The 12,773-nt window shown below is 68.6% G+C and carries 9 protein-coding genes and 3 pseudogenes; 9 read left to right on the forward strand and 3 right to left on the reverse strand.

Annotated elements, in window-relative coordinates; translation table 11 throughout:
* The 5 genes and pseudogenes from IEY81_RS20510 to IEY81_RS20530 form a co-directional block, all read left to right on the forward strand.
* A pseudogene (locus IEY81_RS20510) lies at window positions 1–287 on the forward strand (ABC transporter ATP-binding protein); the annotation flags it as partial.
* A gap of 179 nt (window positions 288–466) precedes the next feature.
* The gene (locus IEY81_RS20515; RefSeq protein ID WP_189120355.1) at window positions 467–787 is read left to right on the forward strand and encodes a 2Fe-2S iron-sulfur cluster-binding protein; all 321 of its coding nucleotides are present in this window, start codon (window positions 467–469) and stop codon (window positions 785–787) included.
* 68 nt (window positions 788–855) lie between these two features.
* A pseudogene (locus IEY81_RS20520) lies at window positions 856–2,214 on the forward strand (cytochrome P450); the annotation flags it as partial.
* 32 nt (window positions 2,215–2,246) lie between these two features.
* Window positions 2,247–3,503: an NAD(P)/FAD-dependent oxidoreductase gene (locus IEY81_RS20525; RefSeq protein ID WP_189120357.1), complete on the forward strand. Its 1,257-nt coding sequence runs from the start codon at window positions 2,247–2,249 to the stop codon at window positions 3,501–3,503.
* 79 nt (window positions 3,504–3,582) lie between these two features.
* Window positions 3,583–5,580: a fatty acid desaturase gene (locus IEY81_RS20530; RefSeq protein WP_189120358.1), complete on the forward strand. Its 1,998-nt coding sequence runs from the start codon at window positions 3,583–3,585 to the stop codon at window positions 5,578–5,580.
* Between the two features lie 189 nt (window positions 5,581–5,769).
* Here the strand turns inward: IEY81_RS20530 and IEY81_RS20535 are convergent, their stop codons facing one another.
* Complete coding sequence (locus IEY81_RS20535) at window positions 5,770–7,188, reverse strand: EamA family transporter (protein ID WP_189120359.1); 1,419 nt, start codon at window positions 7,186–7,188, stop codon at window positions 5,770–5,772.
* Window positions 7,189–7,337: 149 nt separating this feature from the next.
* On the opposite strand from IEY81_RS20535, the gene putP reads away from it, so the two are divergent.
* From putP to IEY81_RS20550, 3 genes and pseudogenes are all read left to right on the forward strand, one after another.
* Complete coding sequence (gene putP / locus IEY81_RS20540; RefSeq protein ID WP_189120360.1) at window positions 7,338–8,846, forward strand: sodium/proline symporter PutP; 1,509 nt, start codon at window positions 7,338–7,340, stop codon at window positions 8,844–8,846.
* Between the two features lie 214 nt (window positions 8,847–9,060).
* Window positions 9,061–9,264 (forward strand): annotated as a pseudogene (locus IEY81_RS20545) (cold-shock protein).
* 84 nt (window positions 9,265–9,348) lie between these two features.
* The gene (locus IEY81_RS20550; protein WP_189120361.1) at window positions 9,349–9,780 is read left to right on the forward strand and encodes a DUF309 domain-containing protein; all 432 of its coding nucleotides are present in this window, start codon (window positions 9,349–9,351) and stop codon (window positions 9,778–9,780) included.
* On the opposite strand, the gene IEY81_RS20555 is transcribed toward IEY81_RS20550, so the two are convergent.
* Window positions 9,777–11,069, reverse strand: coding sequence for a benzoate/H(+) symporter BenE family transporter (locus IEY81_RS20555; RefSeq protein ID WP_189120362.1), 1,293 nt, complete (start codon window positions 11,067–11,069; stop codon window positions 9,777–9,779). The genes IEY81_RS20550 and IEY81_RS20555 overlap by 4 nt on opposite strands.
* A 132-nt stretch (window positions 11,070–11,201) precedes the next feature.
* Window positions 11,202–11,735, reverse strand: coding sequence for a PadR family transcriptional regulator (locus IEY81_RS20560; protein ID WP_229788031.1), 534 nt, complete (start codon window positions 11,733–11,735; stop codon window positions 11,202–11,204).
* 72 nt (window positions 11,736–11,807) lie between these two features.
* Here IEY81_RS20560 and IEY81_RS24345 point away from each other — a divergent pair.
* On the forward strand, window positions 11,808–12,773 hold a 966-nt coding region (locus IEY81_RS24345), incomplete at its 3' end, for a class I adenylate-forming enzyme family protein (RefSeq protein WP_229788032.1).

The raw sequence follows: 12,773 nt of genomic DNA on the forward strand, positions 1-12,773 counted from the left end.
GCGAGATGCTGCTGAGCTCGGAGGAGCCCGTGGTGCGGCAGTTCCTCAATGCCCAGACCATCGGCCCGATCGGGATGTCCGAGGAGAAGGACGCCGATGAGCTGGCCGCGGAGAAGGACATGGGTCTGCCGCCGTTGCCGCCGATCCCGATGCAGCTGGAGCCTTCCAACGGCATCCCGCGCAAGTACCAGCGTCCGCCGGGTGCCTGGTGCCGCGAGAACCGGGTGACGCCGCCCCCGGGATCCTTCCAGCCGGAGTCGGCCCTCGCCGCCGGCCTCGTGCCCTGATCGACTGCCCTTGTCTCGGACGCCGAGCGTGCAACCCACACTTGTTCGCTCCTCCAAGAAACCGGGGCGGCGTACGCGCCACGCTGGAGCCTCCGGTGAGGAGAGTCCCTCGTCGAGACCCAGACGGTGAGGAGCGACGTCACACACGGCCACGGGCCGGCGTCGCGGTAGGGAGAGAAATGGCAACGGTCACTTTCGTCGAGCACGACGGCACGGTCCATCAGGTCGACCATGACGAGGACGGGTCGCTCATGGAGATCGCCACGAACCACGCCGTCCCCGGGATCGAAGGGGACTGCGGGGGCGAGGCCGCGTGCGGGACCTGCCACGTCATCGTCACCGACGAGTGGGCCGGCACGGTCGGGCCGCGCACCGGCCGCGAGCAGCAGATGCTCGAGATGTCGCCCGAGTGCGAGGCGAACTCACGCCTGGCCTGCCAGGTAGCCGTCTCCAGCGCGATGGACGGGCTGAAGGTACGCCTGCCCGAGTTCCAGATGTGACCCCCACCGACGAGGACAGGCGAGGACAACAGATGAACACCACCGATGGCGTGCTCGACCGCGCCAAGATGACCGCGCAGCGCAAGGTGCAGTCGACGATTCCGGTCCAGCAGCAGGTCAGGGCGGCGCACCTGATGGACAGGGCCAAGCGCCGCCTGGGGATGAGCGAACAGCTCGTCTTCAGCGAGACGCCGATCCCCGACGCCGCCGACGTGCCGCTGACCGAGCTCGACGTCAGCAACCCCTTCCTGTTCCGACAGGGCAAGTGGCACTCCTACTTCCGGCGGCTGCGCGACGAGGCGCCGGTGCACTATCTCGCCGACAGCCCCTTCGGTCCGTTCTGGTCGATCACCCGCTACGAGGACATCCGTGCCGTCGACCTGGATCCGGACGTCTTCTCGGCGGAGCCACGCATCATCCTCGGACACGCTCCGATCAACGTCGAGATGTTCATCGCGATGGATCCGCCCAAGCACGATGTCCAGCGCAAGGCGGTGCAGGGAGTCGTGGCCCCGCGCAACCTGAAGGAGATGGAGTCGCTCATCCGTGAGCGTGTCCAAGAGGTGCTGGACGGCCTGCCGACGGACCGGCCCTTCGACTGGGTCGAGAGGGTCTCCAAGGAGATCACCGCCCGCATGCTCGCGACGCTGCTCGACTTCCCCTACGAGGAGCGCCACAAGCTCCCATACTGGTCGGACGCGATCAGCGGTACGGCCGAGGCCACCGGCGGCACCACCGACCAGGACCTGTTCTACACGGCCATCGGCGACCTGGCGCGCAGCTTCATGGCGCTGTGGCACGACAAGGCCGCCCGCCGGGAGCGCGGTGAGACGGGCTTCGACCTGATCACCCTGATGCAGTCCTCGGAGGACATCAAGGACCTGATCCACCGCCCGCTCGAGTTCCTCGGCAACCTGACGCTGCTGATCGTCGGTGGCAACGACACCACCCGCAACTCCATGTCCGGCAGCGTCCTGGCGCTGCACCAGAACCCGGACCAGCTCGAGAAGCTGAAGGCGAACCCTTCGCTGATCCCCAACATGGTCTCGGAGACCATCCGATGGCAGACGCCCCTGGCGTACATGCGTCGGGTCGCGAAGCAGGACGTCCACTTCGGCGGCCAGTTCATCCGCAAGGGCGACAAGGTCGTCATGTGGTACGCCTCCGGCAACCGTGACGAGCGCCAGTTCGAGGATCCGGACGCCTTCGTCATCGACCGTCCGAACGCGCGCAACCACATGTCCTTCGGATTCGGTGTGCATCGGTGCATGGGCAACCGGCTCGCGGAGATGCAGCTGCGCATCCTGTGGGAGGAGATCCTCGCCCGCTTCGACCGGATCGAGGTCATCGGCGAGCCGACCTACGTGCAGTCCAACTTCGTGAAGGGCTATGAGTCGATGACGGTCCAGGTGACCCCGAAGGCGCAATGAGTCCAGGAGAGCGGTCCGCCGCGGCAGCCATGAACAGCTCGCGAGTGGTCATCGTGGGGGCCGGCCACGCGAGCGCTCAGCTGTGCGCGAGCCTGCGCCAGGAGGGGTGGGCCGGGGAGATCCTCCTGATCGGGGACGAACCGTGCCTGCCCTATCAGCGGCCGCCGCTGTCCAAGACGTTCCTTGCAGGCGAGTCAGCGCTCGACGAGCTCTTGATCCGCAAGCCGGACTTCTACGACAAGCAGGCGATCACCCTGCGATGCGCACGGGTGAGGAGCCTCGACCCCGAGGCGCGCGAGATCCGGCTGGGACACGGCGAGACCCTGGCCTACGACAAGCTCGTGCTGTGCCTCGGCGCGCGCCCACGTCGCCTGGTTCTGCCCGGCGCCGAGCTCGCTGGTGTCCATCACCTCAGGGACGCTGCGGACATCGAGGCGATCAGGGCAGATCTGCCTGCGGCGAGGCGCGCGGTCATCGTCGGTGGCGGTTACATCGGCCTCGAGACCGCGGCCTCGCTCCGGAACCTGGGTGTCGCCGTGACGGTCCTCGAGGCGGCCGACCGGGTCCTGCAACGGGTGACCGCCCCGGAGGTCTCGACGTTCTACGAGCGCGTCCACCGCGAGGAAGGGGTCGAGCTCCGTCTCGGGGTCGGCATCACCGCGCTGGAGGGCGACGGCCGGGTCAGTGGCGTGCGACTCGCCGACGGGGATCTCGTCGCCGCGGACCTCGTGATCGTCGGGATCGGCGTCGTACCCAACGTCGAGATCGCCGACCGGGCCGGGGTGAGCGTCGAGGACGGCATCGTCATCGACTCCTGCGGTCGGACCAGTGCCCCTGACATCTACGCCGCCGGGGACTGCGCCAGCTACTTCGACCGGCGCCAAGGGCGTCGTCTGCGCCTGGAGTCGGTGCCCAACGCGGTCGAGCAGGCGAAGAGCGTCGCGGCCGCCATCTGCGGCCGGGAGAAGGAGATCGCCGCGCTGCCCTGGTTCTGGTCGGACCAGTACGACCTCAAGCTCCAGATCGCCGGTCTCAGCACCGGCTACGAGGAGGTCGTGCTGCGAGGAGACCCGGCCACGGGCCGCGACCTCGCCTGCTTCTATCTGGCGCGGGGCCGAATCATCGCCGCGGACTGTGTCAACCGCCCGCACGAGTTCATGTTCAGCAAGCGTGCCATCGCCCAGGAGCTGGCGCCCGACAAGGAGCTGCTGACCGACCTCACGACCGACCTGAGGTCGTTGCTGGACAGGAGCCCGTCGCGCGCTCCTCGAGCCGACCGTTCGTGAGCGACGTCGTCCAAACACTCCGTACGGAATTGTCTCCAGGTACAAGGTCGACGCCGCTGCGCCGCTCTACCGTGAGGCTATGGACACGACCATCGAGCATCGTGAAGGCGCCGCCCGGCCGGAGCTGCCCCAACCCGTCACCGGGCTGCCGGACCCGGGTGAACGCGTACCAGGAATGGCATGGCCCACGCTGGCCCTGTATCTCGGCACCCTCGGGCTGTTCGGGCTGGAGATGGCCGGAGCGCTGGTGTGGGGATGGTCGCGCTGGCTGACCGTGCCCATGGGTGCCGCGGTCACGTTCCTGATGTTCAGCGTGCTGCACGAGGCGACCCACCACGCGGTCAGCACCAACACCCGCCTCAACAACGCGCTGGGCCATGCCTCGGTGCCGCTGGTGGTGCCGTGGGCCACCTTCCCGCTGGTGCAGTTCCTCCACATCGAGCACCACCGCAACACCAACGAGCCCAAGTCGGTCGACCCGGACAAGTGGTGCGACGAGGGCCCCGCCTGGCAGTTCCCGCTGCGCTGGGCCACGATCGACATCTGGTACGTCGTCTACTACCTGCGCCGGATCCGGGACCGCCCCCGTCGCGAGGTGGCCACGATGGTGCTCGTGTTCGCGGCGGTCTTCGGTGCTTTCGCCGCAGTCGCGATGGCCGGCTACGGGCAGGAGCTCCTGTGGGCATGGTTCATCCCGCAGCGCCTCGGGATCACGATCCTGGCCTGGTGGTTCGACTACCTTCCCCACCACGGGCTCACGAGGACGCAGCGTGAGGACAAGTACCAGGCCACCCGGGTCCGGGTCGGGGGAGAGGATCTCCTGACGCCGCTGTTCGTCTACCAGAACTACCACCTGGTGCACCATCTGCACCCGAGCATCCCGTTCTACCGGTACGTCCGCGCCTGGCGGCGCAACGAGCAGGCCTATCTCGACCGCAACGCTGCGATCTCGACCTGGTTCGGCCGCTCGCTGACCGCCAGCGAGTACCGCACCTGGCGTCGCCTCACCGACGAGCTCGCCCCCCACACCGTCGACGGGCCGGGCCGGCGTCCGGTGTTCCACCCGCTCCGGGTCAGCGCCGTGGAGCAGGTGACGGCCGACAGTGCTGCGATCACCTTCGACGTGCCGGCGGACCTGGCCGAGGAGTACCGCTACGTGCAGGGGCAGCACATCACCCTCCGCGCGGTCGTCGGCGGCGTCGAGCTGCGCCGTAGCTACTCGATCATCGAGCCCGTCTCGACCGGCAGGCTGCGGGTCGCGGTCAAGCAGGTCGAGGGAGGCGCGTTCTCGACGTACGTCAACGAGAGCCTGACGGTGGGTGACGTGCTCGACGTGATGACGCCGACCGGCTCGTTCAACGTCCACCTCGACGCGGAGCAGGAGCGTCACCACGTCGCGGTCGTGGCCGGCTCGGGCATCACCCCGATGATGTCGACGATCGCCACCACCCTGGCGACCGAGCCGCGGAGCCGGTTCACCCTGATCTACGGCAACCGCACCACCGCGTCGACGATGTTCGACGCCGACATCCGTGCCTGGCAGGAGCAGTACGGCGATCGCCTCACCGTGCACCGCGTCCTGTCCCGGGAGGCCGGCGCCGACCTGCCCGGGCGCATCACGCCGGACCTGGTGGCGCGTCTCGTGCCCGACAGGCACGAGGTCAGCGCGTGGTTCCTCTGCGGTCCTCAGGCGATGGTCGAGGAGGTCGAAGCCGCGCTCGCCCCGGTTGCCGAGGGCGAGGTGCTCTCGGAGGTGTTCCATCTCGAGGGGGCCGCGTCGACGGTCGATGTGGACATCGCCAGCGAGGTGTCCGTGTCCGTGGACGGGGTCGAGTCGACCTTCACGCTCGCATCCACCGGCGAGTCGATCCTGGACGCGGCGCTGCAGGCCGGGATCGACCCTCCGTACTCCTGCGCGGGAGGCGCCTGCGGCACGTGCCGTGCGAAGGTGCTGCTCGGCAAGGCGGTCATGGACCAGAACCATGCGCTCGACGACGAGCAGGTCGCGGCCGGGTACGTCCTGACCTGCCAGGCGCACCCGGTGAGCGAGGAGATCCGGCTCGACTACGACGCCTGAGAGCGGCGGGGGCCGCGTATGGTCACAGCGCCTGGTCCTCGCGCGCTCTTCGGACCAGCGCGGCCCGGTTCGCCTCTCTCGTGCGTCGGAGCGCCTTGCCACGCGGCGACCGGACCGCCGGGCACCAGCAGCGGTTCGCGGGCGTCTGGTGCGGGCGTACGGCGCCGGCAGGGGAGGCTTCGTGAGGGGTCACTGGCTCGGTGACGAGGCGGGGGAGAGGTCGTCGATGGCGGCGCGTAGCCAGCGGCGCTCGACCATGGAGATGCCGCGGGCCATCTCGTTCATGCCGGTGCGGAACCGGCTGCCGGGGGCGCCGGGGGTGAAGAAGCCGCGGCCGGGTGCCTCGAGGAAGTCCAGACGGCGTTGCAGGACTGCGCGCTGGAGCTCGGGGTCGGGCAGCCTGTCGAGGAAGGCGAGCAGCGTGAAGTAGCGGCTGCTGTTGGTGATGTCGACGTCGTTCGGGTCGGTCAGGCGGCGAAGCAGCTCGTCCTCGCCCGCATCGGTGAGGTGGAAGACCTTGCGCGGGGGACCGGAGGACCCTGGCTCCCGCGAGGCCCGCAGCAGGCCGGCCCGCTCCATGCGCCGCAGGGCCGGGGTCAGCGCACCGTCGCTGACGGGCTGGGCATGGCCGTTGAGGGAGGAGATGCGCTTGCGCAGCTCGTAGGCGTGCAGCGGCTCCTCGCTGAGGAAGCCGAGGATCGACAGCTCGAGCACTTTTCGCTCCTTCATGCGGCGCGGGGACAGGAAGACCCAGACCGAGACGACGAGGACCACTGATCCTGTCACGGTCTGCGGGGTGAGCGGCTCGCCGAGGACGACGACGCCGAGCACGACGGAGAGTACGACGGCGGTGTAGGAGACCACCGAGGACCGCACCGCACCGACCCGTTGGGCGAGCGCGGTGTTGGCCAACCAGCCGAGGCCGGAGCAGCCGACCCCGGCGAGCACGAGCGCGACCACCGCGAGCGGAAAGGTCTCGTCGACCGTGACGGCCGGGCCGGGCATGAGCGCGACCGCGGCCAGGAGCGGCACCGCGGCGAGGGTCATCTCGACCGCGGTGACCGCCAGCGGGTGGAAGTCGCTCAGCCGGTGGCGTACGACCAGAGATGCGACGGCGTAGCTGGCCGAAGCAGTCAGCGGGAGCAGAAACCACCCCCATGCCTCGGTCGGGGCGGAGGCTCCGCAGACGAGGGTCACGCCGATGGCCGCGGCGACGAGCGCCCCGCCGTGGCGCAGGTCGACCGGGTCTCCGTTCGCCAGGAAAGCAGAGGCGATCGCGATCCAGACCGGGGTGAGGCAGAGCAGGATGGCGGTAGGGCCGGTCGGTACGTGACGCTCGCCGACGCCGATCAGCAGGTTCGGCAGCAGAGCGGCGTGCAGCGCCACGGCTGCCGCCGCGACCGGCCGGGTCGTGACCAGCCGGAGCACGTCGGTCCGCGCACGTTGGGAGGCCAGCAGCAGCGCCCCCAGCGTGACTGCTGCGAGCAGCACCCGCAACGCGGCCATCGTCGTCGTGGGGAAGGAGCGCTGGGCCACCTCGATGAGCAGGAACGGCACCCCCAGAGCCAGCGTCGCCGCCGCTCCCAGGCCCAGGTCACCTCTGCGCACGCGGCCTCCTGCTACCTCGAATCGAGTTACTTGAATGAGAGCCTAGCAGTCGCAGACCGCGTAGGGCAGAGTCACCATGCGACGCCGATCACACGTAAACGGGGGTTACGGGCTAGGTTCTGCGGCGTTCCCGTGACAAAGGAGTCCTGATGTCCGATCTGACCTACCAAACCCTGGCATTGGTGGCCTATATGGTCGCGATGCTCGCCATCGGGGCTTGGGCCTACCGACGTACGTCCAACCTCGACGACTACATGCTCGGCGGGCGCGACCTCGGCCCGATGGTGAGTGCGCTGAGCGCCGGCGCCTCCGACATGTCTGGATGGCTGCTGATGGGCCTGCCCGGCGCCATCTACGCGACCGGCCTGATGGAGGGCTGGATCGCCGTCGGTCTGACGATCGGCGCCTGGCTCAACTGGAAGGTCGTGGCGCCCCGACTGCGGACCTACACCGAGGTCTCGGGCAACTCGATCACCGTCCCGAGCTTCCTGGAGAACCGGCTCAAGGACCGGTCCCGACTGCTCCGGATGGCCTCCGGGGCCGTCATCCTCGTCTTCTTCACCTTCTACGTCTCCTCGGGCATGGTGGCCGGCGGTGTCTTCTTCGAGAGCTCCTTCGACACGAGCTTCCACACCGGCATGCTGGTGGTCGCCGCGGTCGTGGTGGCCTACACCCTCTTCGGCGGCTTCCTCGCGGTCTCCTACACCGACTTCGTCCAGGGCGCGATCATGCTGCTCGCGCTGGTGCTGGTGCCTGTCGTCGGCGTCTTCGTGACCGGTGGCTTCGCCGAGACCGCCGCGAGCATCCGCGATGTCGACACCGCGCGGCTGAGCATGCTGGAGGGGGCCACGTTCCTCGGAGTCGTCTCGGCCGTCGCCTGGGGCCTGGGCTACTTCGGCCAGCCGCACATCATCGTCCGGTTCATGGCGCTGCGTACGGCTCGCGAGGCCGTCGCCGCGCGGCGGATCGGCATCGGCTGGATGATGCTGAGCCTCTTCGGTGCGGTCGGCACCGCACTGGTCGGCATCGCCTACTTCCAGCAGAACCCGGATGAGACGCTCACCGATCCCGAGGCCGTCTTCATCGTGATGGGGCAGATCCTCTTCCACCCGCTGGTCGCCGGCATCATGCTCGCCGCCGTGCTCGCCGCGATCATGAGCACCATCTCCTCCCAGCTCCTGGTGACCTCCTCGGCGCTGGTGGAGGACCTCTACAAGGCGGTCTTCAAGACCGACGCGTCCGACCGCCAGCTGGTGCTCTTCGGCCGGCTCGCCGTGCTCGGGATCGCGATCATCGCCGCCGTCCTGGCCTGGCCGAAGTCCGGCACCGTGCTCGACCTGGTCGCCTACGCGTGGGCGGGCTTCGGTGGCGCGTTCGGTCCGATCATCCTGCTCTCGCTGTGGTGGCGGAAGCTCACCGCCCCGGGTGCGCTGGCCGGTCTGGTGGTCGGCGCGGTGACGGTCATCGTGTGGGGCAACGTCGAGGCGCTGAGCTCGCAGATCTACGAGATCGTGCCCGGCTTCGTGCTCAACACGGTCGTCGCCGTGGTGGTCAGCCTGATGACCTACCGGGAGAACCCGACCATCGAGGCCGAGTTCGACGAGGCGATCCGCATGCTCGACGCCGAGGGGCCCGCCGAGGAGTCGGCACGGGTCTGACGCCGAGCCGCCCTGCGCGAGGAAACCATGATCCGGTGCTCGATGGCGTAACGTGAGCCTTGTTGAAGGGACGGCTCTGTCAGTCGTCCTGGCCGCACACGATGTCGCGGCTTGTATCTCTTGCTCCTGGTCTTCGGTTCGCTGGACATCAGCACAGATGGATGTCTTCAGCGGCTCGGGGCACAGTGCCCCAGCACCGAACAAAGGAAAAATCATGGCTCAGGGCACCGTCAAGTGATTCAACGCTGACAAGGGCTTCGGCTTCATCGCGCAGGACGGCGGCGGCGAGGACGTGTTCGTCCACTTCTCCGCCATCCAGACCAACGGTTTCAAGTCGCTCGACGAGAACCAGAAGGTCGAGTTCGACGTCACGCAGGGCCCCAAGGGCCCGCAGGCCGAGAACGTCCGCGTTTCTTGATCTGACCCACGAAGGGCCCCGACTGCCTCGGCAGTCGGGGCCCTTCGTGCATGTCGGTGCTTGCGGCTTCCGTAGGGTGGGGCCGTGGCTGGTAGAGATCGCAACGCACAGGGGCGCGCGGAGCAGGCGCGCCCGCGCGACGCGCTCGGGCGGCCGCTGCCGTACGGCGAGACCGGCGTCGAGCCGATCTCCGAGGTGCCGCTGCCGCCCGAGGAGACCCTGGCCTACGCCCGCAGCCTGCTGGACGAGGGTCGTCCTTTCGCCGCTCACGAGGCCCTCGAGGTCCGGTGGAAGTCGTGTCCCGAGGAGGAGCGCGAGCTGTGGCAGGGGCTCGCCCAGCTGTGCGTCGGGCTGACCCACCACGAGCGTGGCAACGCCGTCGGTGCCTCGCGGCTCGTCGAGCGGGCGGCGGGGCGGCTCGAGGCGTACGGACGTGGTGCCGGACCGGCCTACGGGCTCGATCTCGCGGCCCTGATCGCCTGCGTCCGAGATCGCGTACGCAGCGACTGTGGCTAGGCCTGGTCGGTCCCGGCCCTGAAGTCCTTCGACTCCACGACGAGGGACACGAGCACTCCGCCGAGCAGGGCCCACAGGGGAGCGGAGATGTTGAGGATCGTCACGCCGCTCATGGCGATGACGAGAGCGGCGAACGCGCCGGTCTGGAACGCTGTGCCGCCGAACGCTTCGCGGAAGGCCGAGACGAGGACGCCGATCATCGCCAGCCCGGCCACGGCGGCGACGAGCGTCGGTGGCAGCGTCGACACCACGGCAACGGCAACGCCTGCGAAGACGCCGAAGAGGATGAACAGGACGCCGTTGACCACGGTTGCGACATAGCGGCCGTCCTTCTCCTCGCCCGCCTGTTCTGCTGCGCAGATGGCGGTCATCGGACCGGCGATGTTCGCGTTGTGGCCACCGAACAGCGAGGTCAGGATGCCGCCGACGCCACTGATCAGCGTCATCGCGTTGACCGGCGGGCGGTACTTCTCCGTCATCAGCACACCGGTGGCCTGAGCGTTCTCGGCTCCCACGACCAGGACCGCGAGCGGGACGGCCACGGCCAGGATCGCGGTGAGGTCGAACGAGGGTGCGACGAGCTGTGGGACCGACAGCCTCACATCGGCGCTCGCGGACCCGAAGGCGCCCGTGGCCAGCGACGCGATGGTGCCGAACACGAGCGCACCGACCACGCCGGGAACGGACCTGACGAAGCGGGTGAGCAGCAGGTAGCCCGCCGCTGCGGCGACCACGATCACCGGTGTGCTGACCCCCGCGTCCACCACGCCGGTGCCGAAGCGGATCAGGGCACCGGCGATCATCGCCATCACGATCGGCACCGGCAGCCATCCGGCCAGGCGCCGGAGCAGCCCGGTCAGGCCGAGCACGAGCACGAGAACTCCGGCGGCGAAGAAGGCGCCGACCATCTCGCTGAACTCGAAGTCCGAGAGTGCGCCGACCACGAGAACCGCCCCGGGGATGCTCCAGGCTCCGGTGATGGGCATCTTGTAGTAGAGCCCGAGGACCAGGGAGATGAGTCCGCCGAAGACGTAGATCCCGAAGATCCACGAGGTGGTGAGCTCGTCGGACAGCCCGGCTTCGCCGGCGCCGTCGATGATGATCAGGGCGGGGCCGGTGCAGCCGAAGATGGCAGCCACCACGCCCGCGCTCACGGGTGCGACGGCGATGTGACGGCGGAGGTCGTGAAGGCCCGACCTGAACCCGGGGCCCGACTCGATCAGGGAACGGTCGTCGCGAATCCTCGGGGAAGTGGGCTGGCCGGCGGAGCCGGTGGTGGGGCTGGTCATGGGAGCCACCTCGATGACAAACGATGTACGGTCTGAAAGCGACCGTCTGGTTTGGACTATCGCAACTTAGAATCGTTCGCGAGGTGTGTCAAGGGTGTCCGGCTGGCTGCCGGTGATTTGTCGAGAGGTCGGCTAGCGCCGTTCCTTCTCGAGCTTCTCCCAGAAGTCGAGAGCGGCGTGCTCCATCGCGAGGCCGAGCCCGAGGGGGACCATGCGGTCGGCGATGTCCTCGCGATCCTTGAACATCTCCTGCATACCGGTGTAGACGTCGATCCGCTCGCGGTGCTGTTTGATCTGCTCGCGCGCCAGGCTCAGGACGTCCTCGGGCTTGGCGAACTCGGCGAAGAAGAGCTTCAGCTCGGCGACGTCGCGCACCTGTAGCTGCTCGGTCGTGGGCTCGCTGAGCCAGGACTTCAGAGCGTCGACCCCTGCAGGGGTGGCCGAGTAGAGCTGGCGTCGTCGGCCGGCCTCCTCCTGCTGCACCTCGAGCAGGCCGAGGTCGACCAGTCGCTTCGGCTCGGAGTACAGCTGGGCGTGCGGGAAGGGCCAGAAGTAACCGACGGATCGGTTGACGGCGCGCTTGAGGTCGTAGGACGTCGAGGGCCCTCGCATGGACACCATGCCCAGCACGACGTAGGAGGTCGGAGTCAGTTTCGCTGTTGACACGGTCTGAAGCGTATCGTAGGGTCCTGAACGTCCAAAACAGACGATATGAACTGTACGGTAGGAGTGGGCACGATGGACCTCGCAACAGCCCTCCGGTGGACGACCGAGAGATACCCGCACCGCCGCGCGGTCGGCGGCCCCGCGCCGATGACGTACGCAGCGTGGGATGCGCGCACCGAGCGTTACGCCCACGCCCTGCACGACCTCGGAGCGGTCGAGGGGAGCCGTGCCGTCTTCATGCTGCAAGGCGGTGAGCCGTTGGCCACCCTGCACCTGGCCGCCCAGAAGGCTCGGGTGACGTCGCTGCCCCTCTCGACCCGCATCGGGACCGCCGAGCTCGCGTACTGCATCGGTGACTGCGACCCCGCGCTCGTCGCAGTCGACGAGCACAACTACGACCTGGTCGTAGGCGCCCTGGCGATGATCGAGGACCCACCCCCGCTCGTATGGGCGGGACATCCCGACCATGCGCCGGCTGGGGTCCCCTCGGTGGCGCGAGCCGCCGACCGGGCGCCGGACACCACGGTCCCCGTCAGTCCGCGGGCCGACGACATCAGCGTCATGCTGTACACGTCGGGGACGACAGGGAGGCCGAAGGGCGTCCCGCGCACTCACAGCGCCGAGCACCACGCCGCGCTGGCCCACCTGGTACAGACGGGCCACGGGCCCGGAGAGGCCTCCCTGGGTGTGATGCCCCTGTTCCACACCATGGGTCTGCGCACGCTGCTGGCGAGCGTCCTGTCTGCGGGGACATGGGTGCCGCAGGCGCGGTTCGACGCCGACGAGGCGCTCGATCTGATCCTCACCGAGGAGATCAGTGCGCTGTATCTCGTTCCCACGATGTATTGGGCGTTGATGCAGGATGACCGCCTCGGCGAGGCACGCTCGGTGCGCAACCTGGCCTACGCCGGCGCTTCCATGACACCGACACTCGCGCGACGGCTCGTCGAGGCCGTCGGTCCGGACCGCTTCGTGAACCACTACGGCAGCACCGAGATCTACACGTTCACCGTCGGGCCCGAGAACATCAGCAAGCCC

This window comes from Nocardioides luteus, from assembly GCF_014648595.1.
Classification (GTDB): domain Bacteria; phylum Actinomycetota; class Actinomycetes; order Propionibacteriales; family Nocardioidaceae; genus Nocardioides; species Nocardioides luteus.